The following is a 14,868-nucleotide window of genomic DNA, read 5'->3' as shown; positions in this document are numbered from 1 at the left end:
AGCGCCGTCGTTCGAGCGCGCTACTCAAGGCCCAGCACGGCGGCGTAGGCGTCGCGCCAGCGTGGCCACTGCCAGGCGTGGGCGTCGGGTAGCGCCGGGCGCTGCTCGGGATGACGCAGCCACTGCCCCAGGCGCGCGGCCAGCGCCTCGGCGCCACCGCGATAACGGTAGACGTCGTCGTAGTAGTCAGGGAAGCAGAGCCGGTCGGGCACCAGCGGCACACAGCCCCGGGTCACCGCCTCCATGATCGCCAACCCCTGGAACTCGTGATCGGTGGTGGAGACCACGATGGCGCCCGAGTCGAGCATCTGATGATAGACCTCACCGGGCTGCTCGCCCCAGCAAACCACGCGCTCGCCCAGCCAGGCGCGGGCCTGATCGAAGATCGCCGGGCGGGCGCGGAACTGCTGGCCCATGACGGCGACCTCGAACGCCACCTCCTCTTCGATCAGCTGCGCCAGGGCGGCGAAGAACGCCTCCGGATTCTTGTCATACTCCCAGCGGTGGTTCCACACGATCCGGTGGCCGCCGTTGGCCTGACGCGGCGGCGACTCGGGCAGCGGCACCGGCAGTACCCGGGCGCGCTCGGCCAGGCGCTCCAGCCAGACCTGAGGACGCGGCCGGCCCGGCATGCGGCCGAGAAAGTCACGCACGCCGTCGCAGAAGCTGTCGCGGTTGTAGCGGCTGTTGAACACCACGCTATCCGCCGCCATAGCGGCGTAGAGATTGACCATCATCGGCTCGGGGCGCGGGGTCTGCTGGGCGGAGGCGGGAAAGGCGAACTGGTTCTCGTGGAAGTAGACCACCTTGTGCGCCCGAGCCAGCGCCGGGCAGAGCCCGACCAGGGTGGCCAGATCCACCATCGAGGTCGCCACCACCAGATCGTAGTTCTGCGCCAGCGCCGCCTCCTGGCTGACCTGCCAGATCAGTGGGTTGGCGCGGATCGACCAGGCGAAGTGGCGCGGCGGCAGTTCCAGGCGCGTCCAGGCGATCTCGGGGAAGGCAGCCACCAGGCCATCGGCCCAGACCCTATGGCTCACCGCGGCGTAGGCGGACAGCAGTAGCGCTTTCATGGGGCTATCTCACATGGGCTATGTCGCATGCTCACATGGGCTATGTCGCATGGGCTATCTCGAGTAGCGCTATTTCGAGTAGAGCTGTCTCGAGTAGAGCTGTCTCGAGCAAGGGCTTTTTCCCGTCAGCAGCATCTGCGAACGAGGGAGCGGTGCGCAGCACGAACGAGGGCGGTACAAAAAATAGGAGAGCACAAAAGACGACGGCGCCCGGGGGCGCCGTCATCGTTTGACCAGGGGAATGGCCGGGCTCAGTGCGCCTGCTCGAACATCGCCTCACCGATATCATCGATATAGCGCTGGCTCTTGCTCACCGTCAGCGCCACGCAGGCATCTTCGCCGGGCACCACGTCGGAGCGCTCGAAACGCCGCTCGCGCATCTGGCCATCGTCGCCGGGCTTGCGAATCCAGCCGCTGACCCGGTACTGGCCGTTGGCCGCCTGCGGCGCCGGTACGATCAGAAACCCCTTGTACTCGATCGCCTCGCGCTCCTTCTGCGGCTTGGCGGCGTCCGCTTCGCGCCCGCCACCCAGCAAGCCGGAGAACAGTTTCTTGAGCATGGCACCCTCCCCTCGTGCAATGACCGGCGCAGTATCGCGCCGCTCTCGGCCTCAGCTGGCGGAACGGCCCTTGCCGGCGGCGATGCGCAGGCGCAGAGCGTTGAGCTTGATGAAGCCCTCGGCATCTTTCTGGTCGTAGGCGCCGGCATCGTCCTCGAAGGTCGCGATCGACTCGTCGAACAGTGACTGCTCGGACTTGCGCCCCACCACCGTGGCGCTGCCCTTGTAGAGCTTGACCCGCACCGTGCCGTTGACGAATTCCTGGGTCTCGTCGATCGCCGCCTGCAGCATGCGCCGCTCCGGGCTCCACCAGTAGCCGTTGTAGATGGTCTTGGCGTACTTCGGCATCAGCTCGTCTTTCAGATGGGCCGCTTCGCGGTCCAGGGTGATCGACTCGATGGCGCGGTGGGCACGCAGCATGATGGTGCCTCCCGGGGTCTCGTAGCAGCCGCGCGACTTCATGCCGACATAGCGGTTCTCGACGATATCGAGGCGCCCGACGCCGTTGTCGCCACCCAGCTTGTTGAGCTTGGCCAGGACTTCGTGCGGCTTCAGACGCTCGCCGTCGATCGCCACCACGTCGCCCTTCTCGAAGGTGAGTTCGAGATAGGTCGGAGTGTCCGGCGCCTCTTCGGGCGAGACGCTCCAGCGCCACATGTCCTCTTCGGCCTCGGCCCACGGATCCTCGAGAATGCCGCCCTCGTAGGAGATGTGCAGCAGGTTGGCATCCATCGAGTAGGGTGACTTCTTCTTGCTCTTGGAGAAGTCCACCGGAATCTGGTGCTCTTCGCAGTAGTTCATCAGCTTCTCGCGCGAGGTCAGATCCCACTCGCGCCACGGCGCGATCACCTTGACTCCCGGCTTGAGCGCGTAGGCGCCCAGCTCGAAGCGCACCTGGTCGTTGCCCTTGCCGGTGGCGCCGTGGGAGATGGCGTCGGCGCCGGTCTCGTTGGCGATCTCGATCAGGCGCTTGGCGATCAGCGGGCGCGCGATGGAAGTGCCCAGCAGGTACTCGCCTTCGTAGATGGTGTTGGCGCGGAACATCGGGTAGACGTAGTCGCGCACGAACTCCTCGCGCAGGTCCTCGATGTAGATCTCCTTGACCCCGAGCGCCTGTGCCTTGGCGCGCGCGGGCTCGACCTCTTCGCCCTGGCCGATATCGGCGGTGAAGGTGACCACTTCACAGGCATAGGTCTCCTGCAGCCACTTCACGATCACGGAAGTATCAAGGCCGCCAGAATAGGCGAGGACGACCTTCTTGATATCGGACATGCGGCAACTCCTTGGGTGTGACGTCTCCAGGCACGAAGGCCAAGAGCGCTCGAACGGCTGGCGTCGAGCGTGGCTGATGGTGGCACAGCCGCCGGCGGCGGGCGGCACGGGCGGCTGTGCGCGCGAATCGATCCCGGATTATAACGCCCTAGCCCCCGCACGAATACCGAGCGGCAGGACGCCGAGGCCCGAAACTGCTAGACTTTTCGCCATTCAAACCAAGCGCCACGACGGCCGTCTCGCGAAGACGTGCCACGCGGCGCTGCTTCGATTCGGGCGGTGCCATCGCCGCCACCCCAGGCAACGGGAGTACTTGCATGTCGGACGCCAGCACGAGAGAGCTGATGGCGCAGCGTTTTCGTGGATATCTCCCGGTGGTGGTCGATATCGAGACCGGCGGCTTCAACGCCGCCACCGATGCCCTGCTCGAGGTCGCGGCAGTGCCGCTGACGATGGACGAACAGGGCAACCTGCTGCCACTTGAGACACTCTCCTTTCATGTGGTGCCGTTCGCGGGGGCCAATGTCGAACAGTCGGCGCTGGACTTCACCGGCATCGATCTCGACAGCCCCTTCCGCCAGCAGATCGCGGTGAGCGAGAAAGAGGCGCTGGACGGTCTGTTCAAGCCGATCCGCAAGACGATCAAGTCCCACGGCTGCACGCGGGCGATTCTGGTCGGGCACAACGCCGCTTTCGATCACGGCTTCTTGAACGCCGCGATCCAGCGCTGCGGCATCAAGCGCAACCCATTCCACCCCTTCTCGAGCTTCGATACCGCCACCCTGTCGGCGCTGGCCTACGGCCAGACCGTACTCGCCCGCGCCTGCCAGGCCGCCGGCATCGAGTTCGACAACGCCGAGGCGCACTCGGCCAGCTACGACACCGAACGCACCGCCGCGCTGTTCTGCGCCATCGTCAACCGCTTCAAGGATCTCGGCGGCTGGCACCTGGCGATGCGCGAGCAGGGCTTCGAGGATATTTGAGCCCTGCGTCGAGTGCACCCGTCTGCACAAGACCCGCTGAAAACGCCTCTCTAAAAACGCCAACGCCGCCCCGAATTCGGGGCGGCGTTGGCGTTTGTACCTGGCCTCGCGGCCGGAGGCCGCGATAAAGGAAACGTCTGCTCAGCTGTCGCTGGAAGCTTCCGACGACTTCGCCGCCGCTTCCTTCACCATCGGCTCGAGCTCACCGCTCTGGTACATCTCGACGATGATGTCGCAGCCGCCGACCAGCTCGCCGTTGATCCACAGCTGCGGAAAGGTCGGCCAGCTGGCGTACTTGGGCAGCTCGGCGCGGATGTCCGGGTTGTCCAGGATGTTGACGAAGGCGAAACGCTCGCCGCAGGCCATCAGCGCCTGCACCGCCTGGGCGGAGAAGCCGCACTGCGGCAGCTGCGGAGTGCCTTTCATGTAGAGCAGGATCGCGTTGTCGCCGATCTGCTGCTTGATGGTATCGAGGGTATCGCTCATGGGACGTCCTTTGACGGGACGAGCGCGATCACGGCGCCCGTCGCGTGGCTGCATGAAGTTTGACCGTGACGCTCATTCTACTGATGACGTGGCACGAAAACACCCCTGCCCCGGCGATCGCCACTCCGCACGGCTCAGCCGCCACCCCTGCGGGCCATTGCACGGCTGCGGGGGGCTGGTTAGGATGAACGATCTCGCACGAACCGGCATGCAGCCAAGCCGGTGACGGCGCCGTTCAGCGAACCGTTCCGACGGCTTTTCGCTCGCGGCGCTTTTTTCTTTGCAGGCCCTCCCCGCGCGGCGCGAGGGGCGCTGCCGCAGAATTAGGCCAAAACGGGAACCGCCCATGAGCGCACGCCACTTTCTGACCCTGCTGGATCTCTCCCGCGACGAGCTCGCCTATCTGATTCAGCGCGCGATCAAGATCAAGCACGAACTGAAGACCCAGGGGCCGACCTACACCCCTTTCAGCAATCGTACCCTGGCGATGATCTTCGAGAAGTCCTCGACCCGCACCCGGGTCTCGTTCGAGACCGCGATGGCTCAGTTCGGCGGGCATGCGCTGTTCCTGTCGCCGCGCGATACCCAGCTCGGCCGCGGCGAGCCGATCGGCGACACCGCCCGGGTGCTCTCGGAGATGGTCGATGCGGTGATGATCCGTACCTTCTCCCACGACGGCCTCGAGACGTTCGCCGCCAGCAGTACGGTGCCGGTGATCAACGCCCTCACCGATGACTACCACCCGTGCCAGCTGCTCGCCGACGTCATGACCTGGACCGAGTGCCGCGGCGCGGTCACGGGCAAGACCGCGGTGTGGATCGGCGATGGCAACAACATGTGCCACTCCTGGATCAACGCCGCCCGGCAGTTCGACTTCCAGCTGCGCATCTGCTGTCCGCAGGGCTACGAGCCGCGTCAGGACATTCTCGATGCCGCCGGTGACCACGCGCTGATCGTGCGCGACCCCAGCGTGGCCGTGCGCGGTGCCGATCTGGTGACCACCGACGTGTGGGCCTCGATGGGCCAGGAGGAGGAGCAGGCCAAGCGCGAGCGCGATTTCGACGGCTTCCAGGTCACCGAAGCGCTGCTCGACCAGGCCGCCGCCGACGCCATCTTCCTGCACTGCCTGCCGGCGCATCGCGGCGAAGAGATCAGCACTACCCTGCTCGACGACCCGCGCGCGGTGGTGTGGCAGGAGGCCGGCAATCGCCTCCACGCGCAGAAGGCGCTGATCGAGTTCCTGCTGCTGGGCCAGGTCGACTGAATCAGGCCGACCGAGCCAACGCAATGCGCTCCCCCATCGCCGCCGGCCCTGACGCGGGCGGCGATGCTGGCGGCGCGGCGAGCCTCCCAGGCGTCGTCTCGCTGCCTCATCTATTCGCTATCTATCCGCCCTTCACTCGCCCTGCGTCGCCCTTGATCGCCCGCTGTGCCAAGCGACGCCGGCGCGCCTGACGCCAGGCCAGCAGCGACACCGCAATCAGCGCCAGTGCCACCAGCGCGCCCAGCGCCTGCCCCAGATCCCCGCTCAGGGCGGACTCCCCCAGGACCACGAAGGCCACCCCATAAGGGCCCGTGGTCAGCAGTGCCACCGTGAGATAGATCGAGCGCGGCACGCCGGCCACCCCGAGGGCGTAATGCTTGATGAACATCGGCACGCCCGGTACCAGCTTGATCAGAAAGGTCACTCGCCAGGCGCTGCGGCGATCCACGTCGAGCGCCGCCAGCGCCGGAAAACGACGCTGGAGCAGCTGACGCAGACGCGGGCGCAAGCGACTATGGGCGATGGCATAGCAGAGCAGCAGATTGCACAGCGTCGCCAGTGTGGCCACGGCGAGACCGCCGGCCACGCCGAAGCGCAGCCCGGCGATGATGAAGAAGGGAGTCATGGGGATGCCCAGCGCCGGCAGCACGATCATGGCGAGGGTGAACGGCAGCAGCTGGAGCTCTTCGAGCCAACTGCGGGGCACAACGCCGTATGCCGCGAACAGCACACACAGCGTGACGCCGAGCCCCGCTACCAGAGCCACCCGCCACCAGCGCCAGGCGCGTGTCATGACGTGACGCTGTGGCGGCAGGGGCCGCTGCCGCACGGCGGCGACAGCGGATCGGGCATCATTGGGGGAAGCGGAATCGGCATGTGTCATGCCTCTCGATGGAAAGCGACAAGCATGACACCAGGATGACAGCCGACGGGGTCAGTCGCCGATGGGGTCAGTCGAGGTTGTCGAGCCCCTTTTCCGCCATCGCCACCGCGCGGAACAGCGCGCGGCGTTTGTTGAGCGTTTCCTGCCACTCGTCGTCGGGGTCGGAGTCGGCGACGATGCCCCCGCCCGCCTGCACGTGCAGCTCGCCATCCTTGAGCACGGCGGTGCGGATGGCGATCGCCATGTCCATGTTGCCGTGCCAGGAGAGATAGCCCACCGCGCCGGAGTAGATACCGCGCTTGACCGGTTCGAGCTCGTCGATCACCTCCAGCGCGCGAATCTTGGGGGCCCCGGAGAGCGTCCCCGCAGGGAAGGTGGCGCGCAGCACATCCATCGCCGACATGCCGCCGCGCAGCTTGCCGGTGACGTTGGAGACGATGTGCATGACGTGGGAATAGCGCTCGATCGCCATGCGATCGGTCACCTCCACCGTCCCGGTCTGGCTGATGCGACCGATGTCGTTGCGCCCCAGGTCGATCAGCATCAGATGCTCGGCGATCTCCTTGGGATCGGCCAGCAGTTCCTCCTCCAGCGCCTTGTCCTCGGCCGGCGTGGCGCCGCGTGGGCGGGTGCCGGCGATCGGCCGCACCGTGACTTCGTCGCCCTCCAGCCGGGTCAGGATCTCCGGCGAGGCACCGATCACGTGGTGGTCGTCCAGGTTGAGGAAGAACATGTAGGGCGACGGGTTGAGGCTGCGCAGGGCGCGGTAGAGATCCAGCGGCGGCGCCTGATACGGGATCGACATGCGCTGGGAGGGGACGCACTGCATCAGATCGCCGGCCAGCACGTACTCCTTGATACGCGCCACCGCCTCCTTGTAGCCCTGCTCGCTGAAGCTGGCGTGGAAGTCCTGTTCGGCCACGTCGTTGCGCCCGGTGCCCGGGCTCAGGGTATTGAAGGTCGCGCTGCGCAGCTTGAGTTCGAGCGCTTCGAGCCGCTCCCAGGCCGAGGCCAGCGCATCCGTCTCCTGCGGGTCGGCGTGGGTCCACAGCTGCAGCCGGCCGGAGAGATTGTCGAACACCACCAGGTCGTCGCACACCATCAGCAGAATGTCCGGCACCCCGATCGGGTCGGGCTTCTCGGCAGCGCGCTCGCTGCGCAGCCGCGGCTCGATGTAGCGGATGGTGTCGTAACCGAAGTAGCCCACCAGGCCGCCGTCGAAGCGCGGCTGATCATCCAGGTGCGGCACCTTGAAACGCGCCTGGAACTGCTCGATCCAGGCCAGCGGGTCGGCCACCTCGGCGACCCCGTGCTGCTCGCCGTCGATCAAATGGCGCACGGTGAAACCACGCACCTCGATGCGCTCGCGGCTGGGCAGGCCGATGATCGAGTAGCGCCCCCACTTCTCGCCGCCCTGTACCGATTCGAGCAGGAAGGTCCAGGGGGCATCGGCCAGCTTGAGATAGGTCGACAACGGCGTATCCAGATCGGCGAGCACGTCGCGGGTCACAGGAATACGGTTGTAGCCGGCTTGCGCCAGCTCGGCAAAACGCTCAGGGGTCATCGTCATGAGACCGGGCTCCAACAGTGAAAATCAGCGACAGGCAGATAAGGCAATCGGGCTGACGGTCACCATCGCCAACGCTTGACGTGGCGCATCAGGGCGCTGGAACACACGGGGCGTCGGCTATCCGGTTGCATGTGGGGCTCGGTCCAGAGAAAAGGGGCGTGAAATGACGGCTCGTGGCCGGCGACAGCCAGGGTGCGACGCCGGTCGAAAAACCCTAAACGAGTTCCTGAAGCGATTCAACCAGACCGTCTGGGGCGCTCGTCGCCACCGGCTCACCGTGGTTGTAGCCATAGGGTACCGCCAGGGTACGAAAGCCGGCGCGCTTGCCCGCTTCGATGTCGTGACGCGAGTCGCCGACCATCAGGCAGTGCTGCGGGGCGATGTCGAAGTGCGTGGCCAGATGCAACAGCGGCGCCGGGTGCGGCTTCTTCTCGGGCAGCGAGTCGCCGCCCAGGGTGAGCTGGAAATAGTCGCGCAGCGCCAACGCTTCGAGGATCGGGTCGATGAAGGCCGCCGGCTTGTTGGTGATCAGCGCCAGCACCAGGCCGCGGGCAGAAAGCCCTTCCAGCGCCTCGCGCACGCCGGGGAAGACCCGGGTGCGCGCGCAGGGCGCTGCACGATAGTGCGAGAGGAAATGTGCGTGGGCGCGCGCAAGCGTCTGCCCGTCAGGTTCACCGCCGCGGGCGTCGGCCAGCGCCCGAGATACCAGCAGGTGCGAACCGTTGCCGACCCAGTCGCGCACCTTGGCCTCACCCGCGGGCGGGCACGCCATGTCTTCCAGCATCGCGTCCACCGCCGCGGCGAGGTCGGGCACGGAGTCGATCAGGGTACCGTCGAGATCGAAGGCGATGAGGCGGATATCGTCGAGCAGGGGCAGCATCTTGCACGGTCTCCAGTGGCGGCGCCGGAGCACCTTTCGCGGGTGCCAAGCGGCAGCGATGGGCGTATCCTACCGGCTATACTTTCGTCGAGTCGACCGGCCTTTTCGTGACTGTGATCCCTGCTTCAGCCCTTTGCGTCATCTCATCCATCACGGATCGCGTCATCCTGCTTCACCCCGCGCTCGCACACCGTCTCGGCCCCGGCCGCCCGGCAGCGAGGTCGCTCGACGCCAGCGCACACCCTTTTCCCTTCGTTTTCATCGTATTCGCAAGGAGTCTTCTGTCATGACCACACCGCGTATCGTGGTGGTCGGTGGCGGTGCCGGCGGCCTCGAGTTGGCGACCCGTCTGGGCCGCAAGCTGGGCAAACGCCAGCGCGCCGACATCGTGCTCGTCGACCGCAACCCCACCCATATCTGGAAACCGCTGCTGCACGAGGTCGCCACCGGCACCCTCGACTCGGGTCTCGACGAGGTCTCCTATCAGGGCCACTCGAAGCACAACGGCTACCGCTTTCAGCGCGGCACCCTGAGCGGCATCGACCGCGACGCCCGCACCATCACCCTCGAACCGATTCATGATGCCGACGACGTCGTGGTGCTGCCGGCACGCAAGCTCACCTACGACTACCTGGTGCTGGCGGTGGGCAGCGTCTCCAACGACTTCGGCACCCCCGGCGTGGCCGAGCATTGCCACTTCATCGACAGCCCGCAGCAGGCGGAGAACTTCCGCCGTCACATGCTCAACACCTTCCTGCGCTACAGCGATCCCGAGCGGCGCACTCATCCCAAGCTGACCGTCGGTCTGGTCGGCGCCGGGGCCACCGGGGTCGAACTCGCGGCGGAGCTGTTCGGCGCCTCGAAGATGCTTCACAGCTACGGCTTCACCGCCCTCGACAGCGGCAAGCTCGAGGTGCACCTGATCGAGGCCGCACCGCGGGTGCTGCCGGCGCTGCCCGAACGCATCAGCCGCGCGGTGCACGGCGAACTCGAGCGCCTGGGGGTGAAGATCCACGTCGACACCCGGGTCACCGAGGCCAACGAGCACGGCTTCATCACCGCCGATGGCGAACCGCTGGCGACCGACCTGAGCGTGTGGGCCGCGGGTATCCGCGCCCCGGCCTTCCTCTCCGAGCTGGGCCTCGCCACCGAGCGCAACCACCAGCTCAAGGTGCACCAGACGCTGCAGAGTCTCGACGACGAGCGCATCTTCGCCTTCGGCGACTGCGCCGCCTGCCCCCAGGCCGACGACAAGCGGGTACCGCCGCGGGCTCAGGCGGCTCATCAACAGGCGACCCACTGCTACCACAACCTGCGCGCGGCGATGGCCGGCAAGCCGCTCAAGCCGTTCGTCTACCACGACCGCGGCTCGCTGATCTCGCTGGCCCACTTCGAGGCGGTCGGCAGTCTGATGCGCGGCACCTCGGCGCGCAGCCTGTTCATCGAGGGCCGGCTGGCGAAGCTGTTCTACGCCTCGCTCTACCGCATGCACCAGATGGCGATCCATGGCCTGTTCAAGACCGGCATGACGGTGGTGGTGGATGGGCTCAACCGCTATCTGCGGCCCAAGATGAAGCTGCACTGAGAGGGCGGAGGCTGCGCCCCGCACTCGCTCAGTCGAGCCGGGGCTCGGGCCACCAGGTCGGCAGTAGCGCCCGCGCCCGGGGCTGAGCGAAACGGTCGTCGAGCAACTCGATGACGCCCCGGTCGCTGGCGGTGCGGATCACCCGCCCGGCGGCCTGCACCACCTTTTGCATGCCGGGATAGAAGTAGGCGTAGTCGTAGCCGTTGCCGAGCAGCGCCTGCAGCCGTTCGCGCATCTGCTCGTTGACCGGATTGACCTGGGGCAACCCCAGCGTCGCGACGAAGGCCCCGATCAGCCGCTCGCCGGGCAGATCGATGCCCTCGCCGAAGATTCCACCGAGCACGGCAAAGCCGACCCCTGCCCCGCCGCTTTCGAAACGCGCCAGGAAGCTGGCCCGGGCGGCATCGTCCATGCGCGCCGCCTGGCGCCACTGCACCACCTCCGGGTGACGCTCGGCCAGGCGCTCGGCGACCTGCTCCAGATAGGCGAAGCTCGAGAAGAAGGCGAGATAGTTGCCGCGCCGCTGATGGAAGCGCGCGGCGATACGCGCCACCAGCGGATCGAGCGAGGCCGCGCGATGGGCGTAACGGGTCGATAGCCGGGTGGCGATGCTGACCTCGAGCTGGCCGGCGGCGAACGGCGAGCCCAGCGCCAGCCAGGGTGCAGTGTCGGGCACCCCGAGCAGATCGCGAAAATAGCCCTGGGGCGAGAGCGTAGCGGAGAACAGCGTGCCGCCATGGGCGGCGGCGAAGCGCGCGGCCAGAAACGGCGCCGGCATGACGTTGCGCAGGGTCAGCGTCGCCCCGGCGCGGCGCTGGCGTCCGCGCGCCGGCTGTCGGGTCAGATCGCACAGCGAGTGGCTAGCGAACGTCTCGGCCACCCGGCACAGATGCTGGGCCTCGAAGGAGAAGCGCTGCAGCTCGCCGTCCAGGGCGATCGGCTGCTCGCTCTGATACTCGACGATCCGCGATACCGCCTGCTGCAGCGCCGCGATCAGCTTGCCCGGCAGGTGCTCGAGCACGCGATAATCGCGCTCGCCGTGGGCATCGTCCAACTGCTCCGCCAGATCCTGCCAGGCCGCGGCGACCCGCGCCAGCGGGCGCTTGAGCGGCGCCGGCAGCTGCGGCACCAGGCGCCGGAAGGCGGCGTGATCGAGCGTCGCGGTATACATGCCGCGACCGCGCTCGACCAGGTTGTGCGCCTCGTCCACCAGAATGCCCACCTGCCACTGCTGCTGCAGGGTCAGCGCGTAGAGCTGGGCGTGCAGATCGAAGTAGTAGTTGACGTCGGCGACCACTACATCGGCCCAGCGCGACATCTCCTGGCCCAGGTAGTAGGGGCAGACCTGATGCTCGAGGGCCACCGCGCGCAGACCGGCGCGGTCGAGCCAGCCGCGCTCGGCGGCCGCCGAGCGTGCCGCTGGCAGGCGGTCGTAGAAGCCCGCGGCAAGCGGACACGCCTCGCCGTGGCACGCCTTGTCGAGATGCTCACAGGCTTTTTCCCGCGCGGTCAGCGTGAGCACCCGCAGCGGTAGCGCCGCGGCGGCGTCACCCGAGGCCGGCTCGGCAGGGGCCGGCGCCGACGCCTGGGTGTCGGCGGCGGATTCAGCAAGCGGGCGCGCGCCGAGCTGCTCGAGGGCTTCCAGCGCCAGCTGCTGGCCGGTATTGCGCGCGGTGAGAAAGAACACCCGGTCGAGCGGTTCGCCGGGCATCGCCTTGAGCATCGGGAACAGCGTCCCCAGCGTCTTGCCGATGCCGGTGGGCGCCTGCAGCAGCAGCCAGCGCCGGGTATGAGTGGCCTTGTAGACTGCCTCCGCCAGCTCGCGCTGGCCGGCGCGGAAGTCGGCGAACGGGAAGTTCAGCGCCACCAGCGCCGCGTCACGCCGCCGCCGATGCGCCAGCTCCTGCTGGGCCCAGGCCAGAAAGCGCTGGCAGTGGGTCTCGAACACCTCGCGCAGCTCGCACGCGCTGCATTGCTGGCTGAGCGGCGTCTCACGTTGGCTGGCGATATCGAAATAGACCAGGGTCACGGTGAGCTGGTCGAGCCCCCGCGCCAGGCACAACAGATGGCCGTAGACCTGCGCCTGGGCCCAGTGCAGGGCGCGCTGGTTGGCCGGCTGGCGCGCCAGATCGCCGCGGTGGGTCTTGATCTCCTCGAGCCGGTTGGCGTCGGGGTCATAGCCGTCGGCGCGCCCGCGCACCTCCAGATGCACGTAGTGCCCGGCGAGCGCTATTTCGCGCTCGTAGCGCTCGCCGCGGCGTTCGCTCACCACCCGGTGGCCGGCGATGCCCTCCTGGGCCGAGGGCGATGGCGTGAAGCGCAGATCGAGATCGCCCGCCTTGGCCGAGAACTCGCACAGCGCGCGCACCGCGATCCGGTAGCTCACGCCGGGTTCCCGCCCGCCGCGCTATTCGGCGGCGCTCCGGCACCCTCGATCACCACTCCCTGCGGTTGCCCCTCGTCGCCCTCGTCCCAACTGACGTAGCAGACGCTGACCGGCATGGCATGCTCGGCGCAGAAGGCGAGCCAGCGCTTCTGGTTGTCCTGCAGGCGATCCCCGGGTCCCTTCACCTCGATCATGCGGTAGCGCGCCTCGTCCGGCCAGAACTGGATCAGATCCGGCATACCGGCACGATTGGCACGAATGTCGCCGAGCAGACGCTCGAACCACAGCCGCAGGTGACGCGCGGGGATGCACGTCAGCGCCAGCGTCAGGGTGCGCTCGTCGAGCGCGCCCCAGGCGACGAACGGCGACTGAATGCCGTACTTGTCGCGAAAACGCTGGCGCACGATGTCGCCATAGTCGCCACGCTCCAGCGCCGCCAGGCAGGCCGTGAACAGCGCCTGGCGCCGGACGTGGAAATCCTCGTCGAAGAGATCCGCCGGCCCGCTGTGGAACGGGTGGAAGAAGGCCCCCGGCAGCGGCGCGAAGATCGCCTCCCAACAGAGCAGCCCGAAGAGCGCGTTGATCAGAGTGTTCTCGACATAGATCACCGGCGCCTGGTCACAACTCAGGTGTGCCGCCACCGCGCCCTCGACCCAGCCACTGCGCGGCAGCGTCAGCATGATGCGCTCGGGCTCGGCCGGCGCCGCGGCGTCGCCCCGCGGCAGCCCCAGCTTGCGCCGCAGACGCGGCACGACGCGCCCCAGCGCCTGGGACTCGGCGGCACTCAGCGGGGCGTTCTCGGCGCACCGGGCCAGCGCCCAGGCCTCGTCGAAGCGTGCCAGGCGTTCGAGCACCCGAATGCGGCGCAGGCGCGCTTCCGGCGCGGCGCTGTCATGGTAGAGCGCCAGCGCCTGGCGCAGCTCGCCCTGGCGCTCGCTGCGGTAGGCGAGCTTGTAGAGCAGCCGGCCACGGCGCCGCTCCAACCAGGGGTTGTCGAAGGGCTCGCGCGGGATCTCGGCGAGCAGGTCAACCAGCGGCTCGTCGGCGTCGAAGCGCTCGCGGCAGCGATGCAGATGATGATAGGCCTCCAGCTCGTCGCGCCGAGAGAAGGCCCGCGACGCTGCCGCCAGGGGGACGGACTCGAAACGGTAGACCCCCAGATCGGCGAGCACGAACTCCGACCACTGCTGGCGCAGGTTACCGAAGAACATCAGCCGGAAACGCTCGCCGAGGGCGTCGACGGTCAGGCGATAGTGCGTGTCGTCGAGGCTCGGCAACCACGCCGGCAGCGCTCGCGGCGGCGGCGACTCGGCCGCCAGCGCCGTGCACCAGACGGCCTTGCCCGCGCTGCGCGAAAGCCCCAGCTCGGCCAGCCACGGCGCCAGGTCGGCGGCAAGCTCGCTCTTGGTCGTCAAGGCAAAGAGTGCCGCCAGCTCCAGCTCGGCATCGGTCTCGATCCAGCCGGCGGCGATCAGCGGCACCGCCGCCGCCCGGGTATCGCCGATCTCGGCGTAGCGCAGCCGGCTGGCACGAAAGTCGACGCCCTTGCGCATCACCATACGCACCAGCAGCGCCCGCGATGCGCGCGGCAGCGCTTCGAAGGCGGCGATGAAGTCGCGCTCCTCGGCCGACAGCAGATCGGCATAACGCGACCCGAGCCAGTCGAGCACGGTGTGGAAATTGGCCAGGTAGTAGAACGGGTCGTCGAGCGTGGGCAACGCCATAGGGAAGTGTCGCGTAATAAGGTTGACCAGTAACGAGTGACGAGTAGCGAACGGACTGGCTAAGCATACAGGTTCCGGTCTCGCCATCGAAGTCGCCCGTGCGTATTCCGATTCGACGGCGGATGCTCGAAGCGCATGGCCTTCTGGGCTAACCTCGGGGTCTGAGCGGGCGACCCCGCCACCACGCCATCGCGATTTCCAT

The 14,868-nt window shown here is 67.6% G+C and carries 12 protein-coding genes; 3 read left to right on the top strand and 9 right to left on the bottom strand.

The window, feature by feature from the left end; genetic code table 11:
- Positions 1-20: 20 nt before the first annotated feature.
- The 3 genes from QO259_RS06990 to QO259_RS06980 all read right to left on the bottom strand — a co-directional run bounded on the left by QO259_RS06990 (position 21) and on the right by QO259_RS06980 (position 2,905).
- Entirely contained in the window at positions 21-1,073 is a 1,053-nt protein-coding gene (locus QO259_RS06990) for a tRNA-queuosine alpha-mannosyltransferase domain-containing protein (protein ID WP_285952285.1), read from the bottom strand.
- A gap of 251 nt (positions 1,074-1,324) precedes the next feature.
- The gene (locus QO259_RS06985) at positions 1,325-1,633 is read right to left on the bottom strand and encodes an HlyU family transcriptional regulator (protein WP_285952284.1); all 309 of its coding nucleotides are present in this window, start codon (positions 1,631-1,633) and stop codon (positions 1,325-1,327) included.
- A 51-nt stretch (positions 1,634-1,684) separates the two neighbouring features.
- Positions 1,685-2,905 carry an argininosuccinate synthase gene (locus QO259_RS06980; RefSeq protein ID WP_285952283.1) on the bottom strand — a complete coding sequence of 407 codons (1,221 nt, stop codon included), beginning with the start codon at positions 2,903-2,905 and terminating at the stop codon, positions 1,685-1,687.
- Positions 2,906-3,222: 317 nt separating this feature from the next.
- Between QO259_RS06980 and rnt the strand changes: the two genes are divergently transcribed.
- Entirely contained in the window at positions 3,223-3,888 is a 666-nt protein-coding gene (gene rnt / locus QO259_RS06975; protein WP_110676820.1) for a ribonuclease T, read from the top strand.
- A 141-nt stretch (positions 3,889-4,029) separates the two neighbouring features.
- Here the strand turns inward: rnt and grxD are convergent, their stop codons facing one another.
- Positions 4,030-4,374: a Grx4 family monothiol glutaredoxin gene (gene grxD, locus QO259_RS06970; RefSeq protein WP_285952282.1), complete on the bottom strand. Its 345-nt coding sequence runs from the start codon at positions 4,372-4,374 to the stop codon at positions 4,030-4,032.
- Between the two features lie 346 nt (positions 4,375-4,720).
- Here grxD and argF point away from each other — a divergent pair, with 346 nt between their 5' ends.
- Positions 4,721-5,638 carry an ornithine carbamoyltransferase gene (argF, locus tag QO259_RS06965; protein WP_285952281.1) on the top strand — a complete coding sequence of 306 codons (918 nt, stop codon included), beginning with the start codon at positions 4,721-4,723 and terminating at the stop codon, positions 5,636-5,638.
- A 121-nt stretch (positions 5,639-5,759) separates the two neighbouring features.
- On the opposite strand, the gene QO259_RS06960 is transcribed toward argF, so the two are convergent.
- From QO259_RS06960 to QO259_RS06950, 3 genes are all read right to left on the bottom strand, one after another.
- Complete coding sequence (locus QO259_RS06960; RefSeq protein ID WP_285952280.1) at positions 5,760-6,431, bottom strand: VTT domain-containing protein; 672 nt, start codon at positions 6,429-6,431, stop codon at positions 5,760-5,762.
- Between the two features lie 157 nt (positions 6,432-6,588).
- Positions 6,589-8,085, bottom strand: coding sequence for an anthranilate synthase component I (gene trpE / locus QO259_RS06955; RefSeq protein WP_207034703.1), 1,497 nt, complete (start codon positions 8,083-8,085; stop codon positions 6,589-6,591).
- A 220-nt stretch (positions 8,086-8,305) separates the two neighbouring features.
- On the bottom strand, positions 8,306-8,971 hold the full coding sequence (locus tag QO259_RS06950; RefSeq protein ID WP_285952279.1) for a phosphoglycolate phosphatase: 666 nt from the start codon (positions 8,969-8,971) through the stop codon (positions 8,306-8,308).
- A gap of 286 nt (positions 8,972-9,257) precedes the next feature.
- Between QO259_RS06950 and QO259_RS06945 the strand changes: the two genes are divergently transcribed.
- Complete coding sequence (locus QO259_RS06945) at positions 9,258-10,556, top strand: NAD(P)/FAD-dependent oxidoreductase (protein ID WP_207034624.1); 1,299 nt, start codon at positions 9,258-9,260, stop codon at positions 10,554-10,556.
- A gap of 28 nt (positions 10,557-10,584) precedes the next feature.
- Here QO259_RS06945 and QO259_RS06940 read toward each other — a convergent pair whose 3' ends face one another.
- Positions 10,585-12,942: an ATP-dependent DNA helicase gene (locus QO259_RS06940; protein WP_285952278.1), complete on the bottom strand. Its 2,358-nt coding sequence runs from the start codon at positions 12,940-12,942 to the stop codon at positions 10,585-10,587.
- Complete coding sequence (locus QO259_RS06935) at positions 12,939-14,666, bottom strand: VRR-NUC domain-containing protein (RefSeq protein ID WP_285952277.1); 1,728 nt, start codon at positions 14,664-14,666, stop codon at positions 12,939-12,941. Before QO259_RS06935 ends, QO259_RS06940 begins: the two co-directional genes overlap by 4 nt.
- Positions 14,667-14,868 lie beyond the last annotated feature (202 nt).

Source organism: Salinicola sp. JS01, from assembly GCF_030284585.1.
Lineage (GTDB): Bacteria > Pseudomonadota > Gammaproteobacteria > Pseudomonadales > Halomonadaceae > Salinicola.
The sequence above is the reverse complement of the archived record's forward strand: the minus strand, read 5'-3'. Positions and strand labels throughout refer to the sequence as shown.

Excerpts from the sequence above, each read along its gene's own strand:
- QO259_RS06950 (WP_285952279.1), bottom strand. The coding sequence starts at position 8,971 with ATGCTGCCCCTGCTCGACGATATCCGCCTCATCGCCTTCGATCTCGAC.
- trpE (WP_207034703.1), bottom strand. The coding sequence starts at position 8,085 with ATGACCCCTGAGCGTTTTGCCGAGCTGGCGCAAGCCGGCTACAACCGT.
- QO259_RS06945 (WP_207034624.1), top strand. The coding sequence starts at position 9,258 with ATGACCACACCGCGTATCGTGGTGGTCGGTGGCGGTGCCGGCGGCCTC.
- QO259_RS06990 (WP_285952285.1), bottom strand. The coding sequence starts at position 1,073 with ATGAAAGCGCTACTGCTGTCCGCCTACGCCGCGGTGAGCCATAGGGTC.
- grxD (WP_285952282.1), bottom strand. The coding sequence starts at position 4,374 with ATGAGCGATACCCTCGATACCATCAAGCAGCAGATCGGCGACAACGCG.
- argF (WP_285952281.1), top strand. The coding sequence starts at position 4,721 with ATGAGCGCACGCCACTTTCTGACCCTGCTGGATCTCTCCCGCGACGAG.
- QO259_RS06935 (WP_285952277.1), bottom strand. The coding sequence starts at position 14,666 with ATGGCGTTGCCCACGCTCGACGACCCGTTCTACTACCTGGCCAATTTC.
- rnt (WP_110676820.1), top strand. The coding sequence starts at position 3,223 with ATGTCGGACGCCAGCACGAGAGAGCTGATGGCGCAGCGTTTTCGTGGA.
- QO259_RS06985 (WP_285952284.1), bottom strand. The coding sequence starts at position 1,633 with ATGCTCAAGAAACTGTTCTCCGGCTTGCTGGGTGGCGGGCGCGAAGCG.
- QO259_RS06980 (WP_285952283.1), bottom strand. The coding sequence starts at position 2,905 with ATGTCCGATATCAAGAAGGTCGTCCTCGCCTATTCTGGCGGCCTTGAT.
- QO259_RS06960 (WP_285952280.1), bottom strand. The coding sequence starts at position 6,431 with ATGACACGCGCCTGGCGCTGGTGGCGGGTGGCTCTGGTAGCGGGGCTC.